The 16471-nt window shown below is 73.4% G+C and carries 13 protein-coding genes; 7 read left to right on the forward strand and 6 right to left on the reverse strand.

Going from position 1 to position 16471, the window contains the following annotated elements; genetic code table 11:
• The first annotated feature begins 14 nt into the window (after positions 1–14).
• Positions 15–1805: an LCP family protein gene (locus tag OO57_RS46875; protein ID WP_081973865.1), complete on the forward strand. Its 1791-nt coding sequence runs from the start codon at positions 15–17 to the stop codon at positions 1803–1805.
• A gap of 63 nt (positions 1806–1868) precedes the next feature.
• Here the strand turns inward: OO57_RS46875 and OO57_RS22060 are convergent, their stop codons facing one another.
• A complete protein-coding gene (locus tag OO57_RS22060; protein ID WP_033254315.1) occupies positions 1869–2867 on the reverse strand; it encodes a helix-turn-helix transcriptional regulator in 999 nt (332 codons plus the stop codon).
• Between the two features lie 172 nt (positions 2868–3039).
• Entirely contained in the window at positions 3040–4275 is a 1236-nt protein-coding gene (locus tag OO57_RS22065) for an ROK family transcriptional regulator (protein WP_033254316.1), read from the reverse strand.
• A 143-nt stretch (positions 4276–4418) separates the two neighbouring features.
• Between OO57_RS22065 and OO57_RS22070 the strand changes: the two genes are divergently transcribed.
• The 4 genes from OO57_RS22070 to OO57_RS22085 all read left to right on the forward strand — a co-directional run bounded on the left by OO57_RS22070 (position 4419) and on the right by OO57_RS22085 (position 8982).
• On the forward strand, positions 4419–5729 hold the full coding sequence (locus OO57_RS22070; protein ID WP_033254317.1) for an ABC transporter substrate-binding protein: 1311 nt from the start codon (positions 4419–4421) through the stop codon (positions 5727–5729).
• A 5-nt stretch (positions 5730–5734) separates the two neighbouring features.
• A complete protein-coding gene (locus OO57_RS22075; RefSeq protein ID WP_418909906.1) occupies positions 5735–6727 on the forward strand; it encodes a carbohydrate ABC transporter permease in 993 nt (330 codons plus the stop codon).
• Positions 6724–7566 (forward strand): carbohydrate ABC transporter permease, encoded by an 843-nt coding sequence (locus OO57_RS22080; RefSeq protein ID WP_033254319.1) that lies wholly within the window; start codon positions 6724–6726, stop codon positions 7564–7566. The genes OO57_RS22075 and OO57_RS22080 overlap by 4 nt, the downstream gene beginning before the upstream one ends.
• Positions 7567–7638: 72 nt before the next feature.
• Entirely contained in the window at positions 7639–8982 is a 1344-nt protein-coding gene (locus tag OO57_RS22085) for a GH1 family beta-glucosidase (protein WP_033254320.1), read from the forward strand.
• A 99-nt stretch (positions 8983–9081) separates the two neighbouring features.
• Here the strand turns inward: OO57_RS22085 and OO57_RS22090 are convergent, their stop codons facing one another.
• Positions 9082–10761 (reverse strand): carbohydrate binding domain-containing protein, encoded by a 1680-nt coding sequence (locus OO57_RS22090; protein ID WP_051778076.1) that lies wholly within the window; start codon positions 10759–10761, stop codon positions 9082–9084.
• Between the two features lie 218 nt (positions 10762–10979).
• Positions 10980–11528, reverse strand: a complete 549-nt coding sequence (locus OO57_RS22095; RefSeq protein WP_033254322.1) for an RICIN domain-containing protein — start codon at positions 11526–11528, stop codon at positions 10980–10982.
• Between the two features lie 109 nt (positions 11529–11637).
• Here OO57_RS22095 and OO57_RS22100 point away from each other — a divergent pair, with 109 nt between their 5' ends.
• The gene (locus OO57_RS22100) at positions 11638–12522 is read left to right on the forward strand and encodes a phosphotransferase family protein (RefSeq protein ID WP_051778077.1); all 885 of its coding nucleotides are present in this window, start codon (positions 11638–11640) and stop codon (positions 12520–12522) included.
• Positions 12523–12542: 20 nt separating this feature from the next.
• Here the strand turns inward: OO57_RS22100 and OO57_RS46880 are convergent, their stop codons facing one another.
• Together OO57_RS46880 and OO57_RS22110 are read right to left on the reverse strand one after the other, a co-directional pair.
• Complete coding sequence (locus OO57_RS46880; protein ID WP_051778078.1) at positions 12543–13853, reverse strand: LCP family protein; 1311 nt, start codon at positions 13851–13853, stop codon at positions 12543–12545.
• A 29-nt stretch (positions 13854–13882) separates the two neighbouring features.
• Positions 13883–14395: a SigE family RNA polymerase sigma factor gene (locus OO57_RS22110; RefSeq protein WP_033254323.1), complete on the reverse strand. Its 513-nt coding sequence runs from the start codon at positions 14393–14395 to the stop codon at positions 13883–13885.
• 257 nt (positions 14396–14652) lie between these two features.
• On the opposite strand from OO57_RS22110, the gene OO57_RS22115 reads away from it, so the two are divergent.
• Positions 14653–16419, forward strand: coding sequence for an ABC transporter ATP-binding protein (locus tag OO57_RS22115; RefSeq protein WP_033254324.1), 1767 nt, complete (start codon positions 14653–14655; stop codon positions 16417–16419).
• The last annotated feature ends 52 nt before the right edge of the window (positions 16420–16471 follow it).

The raw sequence follows: 16471 nt of genomic DNA on the forward strand, positions 1-16471 counted from the left end.
GGGGGTGCGATGTGATGCGCGGACAGGCCGGTACCGCCGAGCCGGCGGAGGACGGGTCCGGGGGCACGGTGCCCCGGCAGCGGGCGGGCGGCCGCAGGGGAGCACCGGCGGACGCACCCGCGGAGGCCCCGGCGGACGGCCGGGCCGCCCGGCGGGTGGCGGCCCGGCAGCAGGGGCGGCGGGGGCGGCGGGGCAGGCGCCGGATGCGGCGCTGGCAGCAGGTGCTGGTGTACGGGGCGACCGGGGTGGTGGTGCTGGCCGTCGCCACCGGCGGCTACCTGTACTACCGGTTCAACTCCAACATCCAGCAGGCGCCGCTGTACGCGGGCGAGGACGGCGACGCCGGGCAGGAGGTGCCGGACGCCTTCGGCCGCACCCCCATCAACGTGCTGGTGATCGGCTCCGACTCGCGCAGCGACCCGGAGAACTGCACGATCGGCGGCGCCTGCGAGGACAGCGGCACCAACGCCGACGTCAACCTGCTGCTGCACGTCTCCGCGGACCGCAGCAACGCGACGGTGATGAGCATCCCGCGCGACCTGGTCACCGACCTTCCGGGCTGCAAGGACCCCAAGACGGGCAAGTCCGTGTTCAAGGCGCAGCGCGGCATGATCAACTCGACCCTGCTGGGCGGCCCCGGCTGCACCGTGGCGGCGGTGCGCAAGCTCACCGACCTGCCGATCGACCACTTCGTGCAGGTCGACTTCACCGGCGTGGTCAAGATGTCGGACGCGGTGGGCGGCGTCCCGGTGTGCGTCAGCGACAACGTGTACGACCCGTACTCGCACCTCAAGCTGTCGAAGGGCGAGCACACCCTGCAGGGCCTGGCGGCGCTGCAGTTCGTCCGGACCAGGCACGGCTTCGGCGACGGCACCGACATCGGCCGCTCCTCGGCCCAGCACCTGTTCCTCGGCTCGATGATCCGTCAGCTGAAGGGCGCCGGGACGCTCACCAACCCGGCCGAGCTGCTCTCGCTCGCCGACGCGGCCACCAGCGCGCTCACCGTCGACCCCGGGCTGGACGGGGTCACCAAGCTGGTGGGCCTCGGCCAGGACATCAGCAAGGTGCCCTCCGAGCGGATCACCTTCACCACCATGCAGGTCGTCCACGACCCGGCGGACGACGACCGGCGGCTGATCGGCCCGGGCGCGACCGACCTGTTCCGGATGATCAAGGAGGACCGGCCGCTCACCGGCGGCCCGCAGCCCGGCGCCGCCGCCTCCGCCGCGCCGTCCACCCCCGCGTCCGCCTCCGCCCCCGCGTCCGCCCCCGCGGCCCCGTCGACGCCCCCGGCCGCGAACGGCCCGGCCCGCAGCGGCACCACCGTCGTGGTGCGCAACGGCACCGGCGTCACCGGCCGCGCCGCCGCGCTCGCCGACGTGCTCCGGCAGGCGGGCTTCGCCAAGGGCACCGCCGCCGGTCAGAGCGTCACCGCCGCGCACAGCGCGGTGACCTACCCGGCGGGCAAGAAGGCCGCGGCCGAGCAGGTCGCGGCGGCGCTCGGCCTGCCCGCGAGCGCCGTCCGGGCGGGTGACGGCTCCTCCGTCGAGCTGCTGATCGGCACCGACTGGACCACCGGCACCAGCTACCCGGCCGCCGCCGGCGGCTCCGCCCCCGCCACCTCCGCCACCCCCTCGACCGACCCCGCGGCCGCCCTGAAGGGCGCCGACGTCAGCACCGCCGACGACACCAGCGGCTGCGCCAAGGTCGGCAGGCAGAAGACGGTCTCCCTCCCCGGCATGGGCGGCATGACCCCGGTCCAGGCGTACGACCGCAGCAAGAACGTCCCCGACTCGGCACCCTGACCGCGCCCCTGACCACCCTCCTGACCGCACCCCTGACCGTGCCCCTGGCCGCGCCCCGGGGATTCAGCGGGTGCCGGGGAGCCAGCCGTTCTGGACGGCGCGGACGCCGGCTTCGAAGCGGCTGCGGGCGTCGAGGCGGTCCATCAGGGTGGCGGCGAGGCGGCGGGCGGTGCGGGGGGAGACGCCGAGGCGCCTGGCGATGGTCTCGTCGGTGTGGCCGCGGGCGAGCAGTTCGAGGACGGCCAGTTCCTGCGGGGGCAGGCCGTCGGCGCACTGGTGGCGGGAGGCGTCGTCGAGCGGGGCGGCGCCCTCCCAGACGCTCTCGAACAGGGCGCACAGGGCGGCCACCGTGCCGGCGCCGTGCAGGACCACCGCACCGGCCCGGGCGTCCTCGGTGTCGACCGGGAGGACGGCCCGCTGCCGGTCGAAGAGGATCATGCGGACGGGGAGTTCGGGCACCGTCCGGACCTGGCCGCCGTGCCGGCCGAGCCAGGTGACGTGGTCCAGGGTGGGCCGGTGGTCGCGGGCGCTGTCCAGGTAGACGGTGCGCATCCGCACGCCGCGGGCCAGCAGGGCGGCGTTGGGCTGGCGGCTGGCCCGCAGGTCGTCCTCGGTGTGGGCGCCGCCGGGGGCGAAGGTGGCCACTTCGCGTTGGGCGGACCCGGCGAGTTCGGCGAGGCGTTCGCGGATCGCGGCGGGGCCGTCCAACTGCTCGGAGGCGGTTCCGGGGGTGGCGGGGCGGAGCGCCGAGCACTCGGCGATCAGTTGGGCGGCCGCGGCCCGGGAGGACTCCACCCGCAGTTGCTGGGCGGCGAGTTCGGCCTGCTGGCGGGCGAGCAGCAGTTCCATCGCGGCTTCCGGGCCGACCGCCCGGTACCCGGTGCCCGTCCGGGCGGCGGGCTGCACCAGGGCCAGCCGGGCGAGCCGGTCGAGCGCGTCGTGCGCCCGCTGCCCGGGCAGCCCGAGCGCGCGGGCCAGGGCGGCCGTCCCGGTGTCGGGTTCGGCGAGCATCCGGCGGTAGAGGGCTTCGGCCTCGGCGTCGAGCCCCAGTGCGTCCAGCATGAATCGGTCCCCCCGTCCCGTGCGGCGCCGTCCGGTCGGTCGGGCGCCGGGCCAGAGCCTACTGAGTGGCCGGGGCGCGGGACCGTCCCGCCCGCGCGGATGTCTTGAGCGGGACTGCGCGGGCGGGACGGGGTCTCGGGGGAGGGGGCGGGGCAGGGGCGAGGGGGCGGGGTCAGACGGCGGCGACCGCCGCGAGGTGGTCGGGCATCTCGCCGCCGCTGTCCAGGAAGTGGGTCAGCGGCAGGGTCGCGGCGCCGAGGGTCACCGCGTCGGGGCCGAGGTCGGAGAGGGTGATGGTGGTGCGGGAGCGGGGGTAGGCGAGGGCGTAGCGGGTCGCGGCCTCGCCGATCGCGGGGAGCAGGCGGGGGCCGAGCAGCAGGCCCGCCCAGCCGCCGATGACGATCCGCTCGGGGTTGAACAGGTTGACCAGGTCGGCGATGGAGGCGCCGAGCAGTTCGGCGGCCTCGTCGAGCAGGGCGACGGCGCTGGGCTGCCCGTCCTCGGCGGCGCGCAGCAGGGCGGCCAGGCCGGCCTTCTCGCTGGTGCCGGGCACGGTGCCGTCCCAGCGCTCGACCAGGGCCTCGGCGCCGACGTACGCCTCCAGGCAGCCGCGGGAGCCGCAGCGGCAGGGGCGGCCGCCGACGTGCACCTTGGTGTGGCCCCACTCGCCGGCCGAGCTGGTGGCGCCGCGGAAGCGGACGCCGTCGGCGATCACGCAGGCGCCGACGCCGGAGCCGAACAGGGCGACCACGGCGTGCCGGCTGCCGCGTCCGGCGCCGAACCACATCTCGGCCTGGCCGAGGGTCTTGGCGCCGTTGTCGACGTACAGCGGCAGCGGGGTGTGCTCGCGCAGCATCCGGCCGAACGGGACGGCGTCCCAGCCGAAGGTCTGGCCGTGGACGACGGTGTCGGCGCCGGGGTCGGCGCCGGTGCCCTGCTCGACGATGCCGGGGACCCCGATGCCGATGCCGAGCACGTTCTCGGCGGGGACGCCCGCGGCGGCGAGGACCTGGTCGAGGCCGCTGGCGATCATCCGGACGACCCGCTCGGGGTCGTGCGCGGCGAGCAGCGGCTGGTCGGCGGAGGCGAGTTCGGTGAGCGCGAGGTCGAAGAGGGTGACCCGGACCTGGGTCTCGCCGATGTCGATGCCGACCAGGTGGGCCTGGCCGGGCGCGACGCGCAGCAGGATGCGCGGGCGGCCGCCGTCGGAGTCGACGGACCCGCACTCCTCGATCAGCCCGTCGGCGAGCAGTTCGCCCGTCACGTTGCTGACCGATCCGGCGCTCAGTCCGGTCGCGGTGCCCAGCTCCTGGCGGCTCAGCGGACCGTGGAAGTACAGGTGTCGCAGTAGCGTGGAACGGCTGCTCCGGCGCAGGTCGCGAACGGTCTGCTTGCCTCGCGGTGTCATCGGTGTCCCTTCTTCGTTGCAGAATCTACGCCGTCGCGCCTCTTGACGTCTACTTTTCTCAGACGTTAAATCTCGGCGTGAAGTAAGCAGTCCTGATTGCTTCTTCACCCCCACGAGACGACAGCCCGAGAGGGGCTCCTCCCATGCGCACCCACCGGATCTCCGCCGCCCTCGCCCTGACCGCCGCGATCGTCCTGACCGCCTCCGCCTGCGGCGGCGGCGGCAGCGGCGGCGGCAGCAACTCCAGCCCGAAGACCCTCACCTACTGGGCCTCCAACCAGGGCAGCAGCCTGGAGAACGACAAGCAGGTGCTGGAGCCCGAGCTCAAGAAGTTCGAGGCGCAGACCGGCATCAAGGTCAACCTCGAGGTCATCCCCTGGTCCGACCTGCTGAACAGAATCCTGGCCGCCACCGCGTCCGGCCAGGGCCCGGACGTGCTGAACATCGGCAACACCTGGTCCGCCTCCCTCCAGGCCACCGGCGCGCTGCTCCCGTTCGACCAGGCCACCTTCGACAAGATCGGCGGCAAGGACCGCTTCCTGGAGTCGGCCATCGCCTCGGCCGGCGCCAAGGGCAAGGACCCGGCGGCCGTCCCGCTGTACTCGATGGCCTACGGCCTGTACTACAACAAGAAGCTGTTCCAGGCGGCCGGGATCGCCAACCCGCCCGCCACCTGGGAGGAGCTCGTCGAGGACGGCAAGAAGCTGACCTCGGGCGACAAGTACGGCATCGCGATCGAGGGCGGCAACGTCTCGGAGAACGTGCACAACGTCTTCACCCTCGGCATGCAGCACGGCACCGGCTTCTTCGACGCCTCGGGCAAGCCGGCCTTCGACAGCCCGGAGGCCGTCGCCGCGGTCAAGCAGTACGTCGACTTCATCGCCAACGACAAGATCGCCGCCCCCGGCAACGCCGAGTACGCCGCCAACCAGTCGGTGACCGACTTCGCCACCGGCAAGGCCGCGATGCTGATGTGGCAGTCCGCGGGCGCCAACCTCAAGTCGCACGGCATGAACCCCGACGACTACGGCGTCGTCCCCGTCCCGGCCCCGGCCGGTGCCACCGGTGACAAGGCCACCACCTCGATGGTGGCCGGCATCAACATGGCGGTCTTCAAGAACACCAAGAACCTCGACGGCGCCCTGAACTTCGTGAAGTTCATGACCAGCGACGAGGAGCAGAAGACCCTCAACGGCACCTACGGCTCGCTGCCGTCGGTCAAGGCCGCGCAGTCCGACGCCGCGTTCGCCACCCCGGAGCTGCAGACCCTCGCGGGCGTCCTGCAGAAGAGCGCCGCGCCGCTCCCGCAGGTCCCGACCGAGAGCCAGTTCGAGACCCTGATCGGCACCGCCGTGAAGAACCTGCTGGCGTCCGCCGCCGCGGGCAAGCCGGTCACCGAGGCCACGGTCAAGGACGAGCTGTCCAAGGCCCAGCAGCAGATGCCGGCGAGCTGACGCACGTGTCCGAGAAAGTGATCGACCGCCAGACCGTCGGCAAGGAGGCCGCCCCGAAGGGGGCGGCCCCCGCCCGCCGGCGCCTCCGCGACAAGTTCGGGCGCAGCGCACTGCCCTACCTGCTGCTGCTCCCGGCCCTGCTGGCCGAACTGCTGATCCACCTGGTGCCGATGGTCACCGGCATCGTGATGGCGTTCAAGCAGCTCACCCAGTTCTTCATCCGCGACTGGGGCTCGGCCCCCTGGTCCGGTTTCGACAACTTCAAGGTGGCGCTGGAGTTCAACGCCCCGGTCGGCAAGGCGCTGCTGCACTCGTTCTGGGTGACCTGCGGCTTCACCGTCCTGTCGGTGGGCCTGTCCTGGCTGATCGGCGTCACCGCCTCGATCTTCACCCAGGACGCGTTCCGCGGCCGCGGCCTGCTGCGCGCGGCGTTCATGCTCCCGTACGCGCTGCCGGTGTTCGCGGCCGTGATCACCTGGTCGTTCATGTTCCAGCGGGACACCGGCCTGATCAACCACGTGCTGCACGACCAGCTGCACCTGACCAGCGACAAGCCGTTCTGGCTGATCGGCGACAACAGCTTCTGGGCGCTGCTGACCGTCTCGGTCTGGAAGTCCTGGCCGTTCGCCTTCCTCACCCTCACCGCGGGCCTGCAGAACATCCCGCGCGAGCTGTACGAGGCCGCCGCGCTGGACGGCGCGGGCGTCTGGCAGCAGATCCGCCGGATCACCCTGCCCTCGCTGCGCCCGGTCAACCTGGTGCTGGTGCTGGTCCTCTTCCTGTGGACCTTCAACGACTTCAACACGCCGTTCGTGCTGTTCGGCAAGTCCGCCCCGCAGGCCGCGGACCTGATCTCGATCCACATCTACCAGTCCTCCTTCATCACCTGGAACTTCGGCCAGGGCTCGGCGATGTCCGTCCTGCTGCTGCTGTTCCTGCTGCTGGTGACCGCGGTCTACCTGTTCGCCACCAACCGCCGCCGGGGGGAAGCAGAATGATCAACCCGCCCGCCTCCTTCCGCTGGCTGCGCCGCGTCGTGCTGCTGGTGCTGGCCGTCTTCACGCTGACCCCGGTCGCGGTGATGCTGAGCTCCTCGCTCAAGCCGCTGCGCGACGTCCAGGGCCCGTGGCGCTGGATCCCCAGCGAGCTGACCTTCCGGCCGTACGTCGACATCTGGAAGACCGTCCCGCTCGCGAAGTACTTCACCAACTCGCTGATCGTCGCGGGCTCGGCCACCGCGCTGTCCGTGCTGATCGCGCTGCTGGCCGGCTACGCGGTGAGCCGCTACCGGTTCCGCGGCAAGAAGATCTTCACGATCACCGTGCTGTCCACCCAGATGTTCCCCGGCATCCTGTTCCTGCTGCCGCTGTTCCTGATCTTCGTCAACATCGGCAACTCCACCGGCATCGCGCTCTACGGCAGCCGCGGCGGCCTGATCCTCACCTACCTGACCTTCTCGCTGCCGTTCTCCATCTGGATGCTGGCCGGGTACCTGGACTCCATCCCGCGCGACCTCGACGAGGCCGCCGCCGTCGACGGCTGCGGGCCGATCCGCACCCTGGTGCAGATCATCGTCCCGGCCGCCCTGCCCGGCATCATCGCGGTCGCCGTGTACGCCTTCATGACCGCCTGGGGCGAGGTGCTGTTCGCCTCCGTCATGACCAACGACCAGACCCGCACGCTGGCCGTCGGGCTCCAGGGGTACGCCACGCAGACCGACGTCTACTGGAACCAGGTGATGGCCGCCTCGCTGGTCGTCAGCCTCCCCGTGGTCGCCGGATTCCTGCTGCTGCAGCGCTACCTGGTGGCCGGTCTGACCGCCGGTGCCGTCAAGTGAGGCACCGTCAGGGTGCCGTCAACTGACGCCCCGGCAGGACCGCCGCCCCCTCACCCTCGAAAGGACCCCCCCGTGAACCACCTCGACGCGCTGCCGGCCAACTTCCGCTGGGGAGCAGCCACCGCCGCCTACCAGATCGAGGGCGCCGCGAGCACCGACGGCCGCGCGCCGTCGATCTGGGACACCTTCTCGCACACCCCCGGCAAGGTCGACAACGGCGACACCGGCGACACGGCCTGCGACCACTACCACCGCTGGCCGCAGGACCTCGACCTGGCCGCCTCGCTCGGCCTGGACGCCTACCGCTTCTCCATCGCCTGGCCCCGCGTCGTGCCGCTGGCCGACGGCAAGGTCAACGCGGCCGGCCTCGACTTCTACGACCGCCTGGTCGACGGCATGCTGGAGCGCGGCCTCACCCCGTTCCCCACCCTCTACCACTGGGACCTCCCGCAGGCCCAGCAGGACCGCGGCGGCTGGCCGGAGCGCGCCACCGCCGAGCGCTTCGCCGAGTACGCGGCCGTCGTGGCCGAGCGCCTCGGCGACCGGGTCCGCGACTGGTGCACCCTCAACGAGCCGCTCTGCTCCTCCTGGATCGGCCACCTGGAGGGCAAGATGGCCCCCGGCGTCACCGACCTCACCGCGGCCGTCCGCACCTCCTACCACCTGCACCTGGGCCACGGCCTCGCCGTGCAGGCCCTGCGCGCCGCCGTCCCCGGCGCCCGGATCGGCATCGTCAACAACCTCTCCACCATCGAGCCCGCCTCGCAGTCCGACGCCGACCTCGCGGCCGCCCTGCGCGCCGACGGCCACATCAACCGCTGGTGGCTCGACCCGGTCCTCGGCCGCGGCTACCCGCAGGACATGCTCGACCTGTACGGCGTCGAACTCCCCGTCCGGGACGGGGACATGGAGCTCATCTCGGCCCCGCTCGACTGGATCGGCCTCAACTACTACTTCCGCCAGATCGTCGCCGACGACCCCACCGGCGCCGTCCCGAACTTCCGCCAGGTCCCCGGCCCCAACCCCGAGCACACCGCCATGGACTGGGAGGTGCACGCCCCCGGCATCGAGGAGCTCCTGCTCCGCCTCACCGAGGACTACGGCGTCCGCGAGATCTACGTCACCGAGAACGGCTCCGCCTACCGCGACACCGTCACCGCCGACGGCCGCGTCGACGACCCCGAGCGCACCGCCTACCTCGAGTCCCACCTCGCCGCCTGCGCCCGCGCCGTCGCCAAGGGCGCCCCGCTGGCCGGCTACTTCGCCTGGTCCCTGCTCGACAACTTCGAGTGGGCGTACGGCTACGACAAGCGCTTCGGCCTCGTCCACGTCGACTACGACACCCAGGTCCGCACCGTGAAGTCCAGCGGCGAACGCTACGCCCAGCTCATCGCCGCCCACCGCGCCCGCGCCTGACACCCGGCGCCCCGCACGGGGGGAGAGGGGCAGGGCCCCGGGAGCACCCAACGCTCCCGGGGCCCTGCCCGTGTCGGACTTTCTACCAGCTGCCGGGCGTCAGCGGCCCTGCAGGGCCTTGACGTTGTCGCCGAAGGTCCAGCCCTTCGAGCCGTCCCAGTTGATCGACCAGGTCATCAGGCCCTTCAGCTGGCCGTTGAAGGAGCCGTAGGCCTGCGAGACCAGGCTGGGGGCCATGTAGCCGCCGCCCGCGCCGGGCTGGGCCGGGAGGCCGGGGACCTGCTTGTCGTAGGGGACCTTGACGGTGGTGCCCTGGATGGTCAGGCCGTTGTTGAGGCAGGTGGTCTGGGCGGTGAAGCCCTGGACGGTGCCGGCGGAGTAGGAGTCGCCGGAGCAGCCGTACATGGAGCCGTTGTAGTACTGCATGTTCAGCCACCACAGCCGGCCGTTGTCGACGTACTTCTTGATGATCGGCAGGTACGAGCCCCAGATGGAGCCGTAGGTGACGCTGCCGCCGGTGACGTACGCGGTCTCGGGGGCCATGGTGAGGCCGAAGCCGGCCGGCATCTGGGCGAGGACGCCGTCGATGATCCGGATCAGGTTGGACTGCGAGGCGGACAGGGTGCCGATGCTGCCGCTGCCGGACAGGCCGGTCTCGATGTCGATGTCGATGCCGTCGAAGTTGTACTTCTTCAGGATCGGGACGATCGTCGCGACGAACTTGTCGGCCACCGCGCTGGAGCTGAGGTCGATGCCCGCGGCGGCGCCGCCGATCGACATCAGCAGGGTCGCGCCGGCCGCCTTGGCCTGGCACATCTCGGCGGGGGTGGAGACCTTGACGCCCGCGTCCATGCCGTCCTGCCAGAGCACGGTGCCGTCGGAGAGGATCACCGGGAAGGCGGCGTTGATGACGTTGTAGCCGTGCTGGAGCATCCGGCTGTCGGTGATCGGGGTCCAGCCCATGCCCGGGTGCACGCCGTTGGAGGCGCCGTCCCAGTTCTCCCAGTAGCCCTGCAGCACCTTGCCGGTCGGCTTCGGCTTGGTCGGGCAGGTGGCGTCACCGGGCGGCTGCGAGGTGGGGGGCTGGGAGGTCGGCGGCTGCGAGGTCGGCGGCTGGGACGTCGGGGGCTGCGAGGTGGGCGGCTGCGAGGTGGGCGGCTGCGAGGTCGGGGCGCTGGTGGACGGCGACGGGCTGCCGCTGCCGCCGGGGCCGCTGAGCACCAGGTCGTCCGCGTAGAACGCGGGCTGGCCGTACCAGCCGTGCACGAAGACGGTCACCGAGGTGGTGGACGCGCCGGTGGAGAAGGTGGTGCTGAGCTGGCCGTACGAGGCGTTGCCCGGGGCCCAGGTGGAGGCGTTCACGCCGGTGCCGGTGGCGCCGAGGTAGACGTAGCTGCCCTGGACGAAGCCGCTCAGGGTGTACTGCGAGTTGGGCTGCACGCTGATGGTCTGCGTGCACTGCGCGCTGTCCTGGCCGCTGGGGGTGGCCTTGAGCGCGGAGGTGCCGCCGTGCACCGGGCTGCTGACGGTCGTCGCGCCGGAGCCGCTGGTGCAGGTCCAGTTGGCGAGGCCGCTCTCGAAGCCGGGGTTGGCGATCAGGTTGGCGACGTCGGCGGAGGCGGTGACCGAGCCGGCCACGGCGAGGCCGGTGCCGATCACGGCGGCGGCGCTCACCCCGGCCAGGGTGCGCCGGGCGGCGCTCGGGCCGGAGCGGGCCCGGCTGACCCGGGGCGCCTGGGCGGCGCGCTCCACGGGCGTGTACGACCTTCGACGGAACATCGTGATCCCTTCCCGCCGAAACACCTGGTCATGGGCATGACCAACGCTGTGGGGGCGCGGTGCCCGGCTGTGGGTGAGGTGGGGACATGTGGGGGTTGTGCCCAGCCGGATCGTAGGAGCGGGGGCAGGGGGCGTCAATAGGTCTGGACCAATAGCGAGGGTCTGGACCATTCCGGGGAAGGGTCGCCACCCGCCCCGCGCCGGGCGGGAGTTGCCCGTCAGTCCTCCGAGAGGGCGGTGAACGGCGCCGCCAGCAGCCAGGTCTGGTTCTCCCCGCCGTGCGGCGTCCGGAGCGACACCGGGGTGCGGGCGGCGCCGCTGCGCGGGCAGTTCAGCACCAGGCCGGTGCCGACGTTCTCGATCCGGTGCGCCCGGCCGCCGTTGACCGGCACCACCCGCCAGCGCTGCCAGGCGGCGTCCGTGCCGTGCCGGTCGCGCATCCGCACCGGCTCGGTGTCCGGCACCCCGCTGCCGTCCAGCAGCAGGTTGTTGGCCGCCGAGACCAGGTGGTGCTCCCCGGCGTGGCCGGTCGGCCGGAGCAGCCACAGCTGGTGCGGCTGTCCGTGCACCGGCCACAGGTGCGGGTGGCTGTCGTGCGTGGTGCGCAGCGCGGTGTCCAGCGCCAGCCCGCTGCTCACCGAGACCACCAGGAACGGCCCCAGCGGCTTGCGGGCCCGGCGCCGGAACAGCGAACCGACGTCGTCCGTACCGATCTTGAGGAACGGAACGCCGATCTCGGCACTGACGCGTCGCTCTCCCGGTGGCATGGCCGTCATCCTAGGACGCCCCCCGTGCCCCCGTACGCCCTTCCCGCTCACCGCCCCCGCGGCGCACACTGGCCGCGGCCCCCGGACGCCGAACGGAACGAGCCCAGCCGTGGACGTGGAGCAGCCCACCCCCGCCGCCCTGCTCGCCGAGGCCTGCGCCGCCGCCGGACGGTCCAGCGCCGGGGCGCAGTTGATCCGGGCGGGCGAGAACACACTGTGGCGGCTGCCCGGCGGGGTGATCGCCCGGATCGGGCGGGCCGGGCAACTCGCGGCGGCGCAGAAGGAGTTGGCCGTCGCCCGGTGGCTGCACCGGCACCGGGTGCCCGCCGTCCGGCCGCTCGACCACCCGGCCGCACCGCTGGCCGTCCGCGGCCGTCCGGCCACCTTCTGGTACGAGCTGCCGCCGCACCGGCCCGGCACCGCGACCGAGTTGGCCACCGCCCTGCGCCGACTGCACCGACTCCCGCCGCCCGGGGCCGGGTTGGGCGCCCTCGACCCGTTCGTCCGGCTCCCCGAGCGGATCGACGCCGCCGACCTGGAGCCGCCCCACCGCCGACGGCTGCACGCCCGGCTCGCCGAACTGCGCACCGCCTGGCGGGAACTCGCCCTCCCGGCCGGACCACCGCGGGTCGTCCACGGCGACGCCTGGAGCGGCAACCTCGCGGTCACCGCCACCACCGCCCACCTGCTGGACTTCGAGCGCACCGCCCTCGGCCCGGTCGAGTGGGACCTGACCACCACCGCCGTCGGCCACCACACCTTCGGCACCGTCCCGCCCGGGACGTACGCCGCGTTCTGCGCCGCGTACGGCGCCGACGTCACCGAGTCGCCCGGCTACCCGGTGCTCCGCGACATCCGCGAACTCCGGCTCACCTGCTACGCGTTGCAGCAGTCCGGCGCCGACCCGCGCCACCGCGCCCAGGCCCGCTACCGCCTCGCCTGCCTGCTCGGCGAGCACGGCCCCCGGCCCTGGGGCTGGACGCCGCTCGACTGAGCCCCGCCCCGCGCCGGCCGTCAGTCCACGCAGGGCACCCCGCCCAGCTCCACCGGCTCCGGCAGCTCGGGCAGCTCAGCCACGGAGGCAACGGAGGACGCGGAGGGCGCGGACGGCGCGGGCGTGGCCGGGTCGCCGCCCAGCAGGAGGCGCCGGGCCGCGCCCGCCACCGGCCGGTAGCGGCCGGGGCCGTCCGCGGTCACCGGCAGCGTCCGGAGGGTGCCCCGCCCGGCGGCCAGCGCCGGGACCTGGCGGACGAAGTCCACCGGGTTCCAGCCCCGGTCCACCACCAGGCTGCCGTCCAGCGCCCGGTACAGGGCGTCGAGCCGGGCGGTGCTCTGCAGCGTCCCGCCGGAGCGCAGCTTCTCCACCACCCCGGCCAGGAACGCCTGGGCCCGCCGGGTGCGCTCCAGGTCGGAGCCCGCGCCGACGCCGTGCCGCTGCCGGACGAAGGCGAGCGCCTGGGCCGCCCCCAGCTCCTGCCGCCCGGCCGGGAGGCGGACCCCGCTGTACGGGTCGTCCACGGCGCGGTTCAGGCAGACCGGGACGCCGCCGATCGCCTGGGCGGTGCGGTAGAAGCCGGCCATCGACACCTCCGCGTAGTGGTCGATCCGGACGTCGGTCAGCCGCTCGACCGACTTGAGCAGCGCCAGGCGCCCCGCCTCCTGGGCGCGGGTGCGCAGCGCCTCGCCCGACACGCCGTCGCCGCCCAGGCTCTCCAGCGCGGCCCGTTCGGCGTCCGGGTAGATCCGGTCGAGCCCCACCTCGCGGCCGTCGGTGTCCTCGGCCAGCACGTCCCGGGGCAGCGACAGCTCCCGCACCTCGCCGCCGCCCGCCGGGAGGTGGACCAGCATCAGGGTGTCGGTGGTGCCCGGCCGGTCGGCCGCGCCCGCCGCGCCGCTGTGCAGGTCGCCGCGGAGCAGTTCCTCCGGCACCGGCCCGCCCCGCGCGTCCAGGGCGCCGTCGGTGCCGACCAGCAGCACCGTCACCCCGTCGGACAGCGGCACCGGGGCCGGGTCCGGGTCCGGGCCGGAGTGCGCCAGCTCCACCGCGGAGGTCCGTTCCCCGGGGAGGTCGCGCGGCACCACCAGCACCCCCGCCCCGACCGCGACCGCCGCGGTCAGCGCCCCCGCCAGCAGCACCGTGCGCCGCCGCCTGGCCCGCCTGCGCCGCCGACCGGCGGCCAGCCCGCCATCGACCAGCCGGGCCGTCACCTCCGGCCCCGGCCCCGGCCCGCCGCCCGTCAGCCCGAAGGCCGTCCCCAACTGCACTTCGAACTCCCCGTCCCCGCCGTCGGCTCCGCCGCCCGTGCCGCCCGTCCCGCCGTCCACTGCCCCACTCCGTCCGTCGCGTTCCGGGTTCACCGCGCCACCAGCTCCGCCAGGTCCCCGCCCAGCAGCCCGCGCAGCTTGGCCAGCGCCCGCGAGCACCTGGTCCGCACCGCCGCCGAGCTGTCCTTCACGATCGCCGCGGTCTCCTCCACGCTGCGGTCCTCCCAGTACCTGAGCACCACCACCGCCCGGTCGCGGGGCGGCAGTTGCGAGAGCGCCTCGACCAGGGCGAGCCGCAGCGCCGAGTCCGGCCCGTCCTCGGCGACCTCCGGCAGCAGCCGGCTGGGCCGCTCGCTGCTGCTGCGCCGCCGCCGGTGCGTCAGGTACGCCCGGACCAGCACGGTCTGCGCGTACCCGGCCGGGTTCTCGATCCGCCCGGCCCAGCTCGGCCGGTTCAGCCGGTGCCAGTGCGCGTACATCTGCCCCAGGGTGTCCTGCACCAGGTCCTCCGACAGGTGGGCGTCCCCGCCGGTGAGGAAGTACGCCGAGCGGTAGAGCTGCCCGGACCGGGCCGTCGCGAACGCGACGAACTCCTCCTCCATGGCGGCCTGCCGTCGCGCCGTGCCCACTCTCGTCTCCCCTCGCCCGATCCGCCCTATGACGGTCCGGGACGCCGGGATGTTTCACCCGCGGCCGGATCCGTCGCGCCGGACGGGGCGCGGGGGTCCGTCGCACGGGACCCGGTGAACGTGTCCGTCCGTGGAGTATCACTGTCCGGTTGCGGACAGTCCCGGCGCCCCCGCCCGCTGGAAGGATGGGACGGCACCGCCCCGCTCGTACCCCGTACTGGAGTTCCCCCATGGCCCTGCCCGACGGATCGCTCAGCCACCGCTACCGCGGCGAGCACCCCGTCCGCACCCTGCTGTTCCTCTTCCGTCCCGACCGCGCCCGGGCCCTCGGCGCGGTCGGCGTCTTCTTCGCCAAGCACGCCCCCGTCTGGCTGCTGCCCCTGATCACCGCCAACATCGTCGACGTCGTGGTCAAGCACCGCGACGTGTCCGTGCTGTGGTGGAACTCCGCCGTCCTGCTGGCCATCCTGCTGCTCAACCTGCCGCTGCACATGCTGTACGTGCACTGGATGCACGGCTCGATCCGCCGGATGGGCACCCGGCTGCGCTCCGCCCTCTGCCACCGGATGCAGCAGCTGTCCATCGGCTACCACTCCCGGGTCAGCGCGGGCGTCCTGCAGGCCAAGGTGATCCGGGACGTCGAGGGCATCGAGACCGCCTCCCAGCAGACCGCCGACAACGGCCTGGCCGCGATCGCCACCCTGCTCGGCGGCCTGGTCGTGATAGCGGTCCAGACGCCCGCCTTCCTGCCGGTCTTCCTGGTGCTCGTTCCCGCCAGCGCCCTGCTGGTGGTCCGGCTGCGCGAGCGGCTGCGCACCCAGAACGAGTCCTTCCGCCGCGAGGTCGAGCAACTCTCCTCCCGCATCGGCGAGATGACCACCCTGATCCCGATCACCCGGGCGCACGGCCTGGAGCGCACCGCGCTGCGCCGGGTCGACCGCACCCTGGGCCGGGTCCTGGACGAGGGCCTGCGCCTGGACCTGCTCAACGGCCGCTTCGGCTCGATGTCCTGGATCCTGCTCAACTCGATCGGCGTCGGCTGCCTGGCCGGCTCCGCGCTGGTCGCCTACTACGGCTGGATGGACGTCACCCCCGGCGCCGTCGTCATGCTCAGCGCCTACTTCTCCTCGCTCACCGGCTCCGTCACCACCCTGCTCACCCTCACCCCGCAGCTCGGCAAGGGCCTGGCCTCGGTCCGCTCGGCCGGCGAGGTCCTCCAGGCCCCCGACCTGGAGGAGAACGCCGGCAAGGCGGACGTCGCGGGCGTCACCGGCCGGATCGACTTCCAGGGCGTCGGCCACAGCTACCACGGCGCGGACGCCCCGTCCGTCACCGGCTTCGACCTCTCCGTCCGCCCGGGCGAGACCGTCGCCCTGGTCGGCGCGTCCGGCGCGGGCAAGTCCACCGTCCTCAACCTGGTGATCGGCTTCCTGCGCCCCACCGAGGGCCGGATCCTGCTCGACGGCCGCGACATGGAGGAGCTGGACCTGCGCTCCTACCGCAAGTTCCTCTCCGTCGTCCCGCAGGAGTCCATCCTGTTCGAGGGCAGCATCCGGGAGAACGTCACCTACGGCATGAAGGACGTCCCCGAGGAGACCGTCCTCGCCGCCCTGCGCGACGCCAACGCCCTGGAGTTCATCGAACGCCTCCCCGACGGCCTCGACACCGTGGTCGGCGAACGCGGCGCCCGCCTCTCCGGCGGCCAGAAGCAGCGCCTGGCCATCGCCCGGGCCCTGATCCGCGACCCGCGCGTCCTCATCCTGGACGAGGCCACCTCCGCCCTCGACTCCCGCTCCGAGGCGCTCGTCCAGCAGGCCCTGGCCCGCCTGGTCCGCGGCCGCACCGTCTTCGTCGTCGCCCACCGCCTCTCCACCATCCGCGGCGCCGACCGGATCGTCGTCATGCACGACGGACGCATCGCCGAGATCGGCTCCCACGCCGAACTCCTGCGCACCGGCGGCCCGTACGCCGGCCTGCAGGCCGCCCAGCTCGCCTGAACCGCTCCTGAACCGTCCCTGGACCGCCCCCGTCACGAACAGGACCACCCGC

Origin of the sequence: Kitasatospora phosalacinea, from assembly GCF_000717185.1 — a bacterium.
GTDB lineage: Bacteria > Actinomycetota > Actinomycetes > Streptomycetales > Streptomycetaceae > Kitasatospora > Kitasatospora phosalacinea_A.

Bases quoted from the DNA above. Each gene is read 5' to 3' on its own strand.
- OO57_RS46875 (WP_081973865.1), top strand. From the start codon at position 15: ATGCGCGGACAGGCCGGTACCGCCGAGCCGGCGGAGGACGGGTCCGGG.
- OO57_RS22060 (WP_033254315.1), bottom strand. From the start codon at position 2,867: ATGCTGGACGCACTGGGGCTCGACGCCGAGGCCGAAGCCCTCTACCGC.
- OO57_RS22065 (WP_033254316.1), bottom strand. From the start codon at position 4,275: ATGACACCGCGAGGCAAGCAGACCGTTCGCGACCTGCGCCGGAGCAGC.
- OO57_RS22070 (WP_033254317.1), top strand. From the start codon at position 4,419: ATGCGCACCCACCGGATCTCCGCCGCCCTCGCCCTGACCGCCGCGATC.
- OO57_RS22080 (WP_033254319.1), top strand. From the start codon at position 6,724: ATGATCAACCCGCCCGCCTCCTTCCGCTGGCTGCGCCGCGTCGTGCTG.
- OO57_RS22090 (WP_051778076.1), bottom strand. From the start codon at position 10,761: ATGTTCCGTCGAAGGTCGTACACGCCCGTGGAGCGCGCCGCCCAGGCG.
- OO57_RS22095 (WP_033254322.1), bottom strand. From the start codon at position 11,528: ATGCCACCGGGAGAGCGACGCGTCAGTGCCGAGATCGGCGTTCCGTTC.
- OO57_RS22110 (WP_033254323.1), bottom strand. From the start codon at position 14,395: ATGGAGGAGGAGTTCGTCGCGTTCGCGACGGCCCGGTCCGGGCAGCTC.
- OO57_RS22115 (WP_033254324.1), top strand. From the start codon at position 14,653: ATGGCCCTGCCCGACGGATCGCTCAGCCACCGCTACCGCGGCGAGCAC.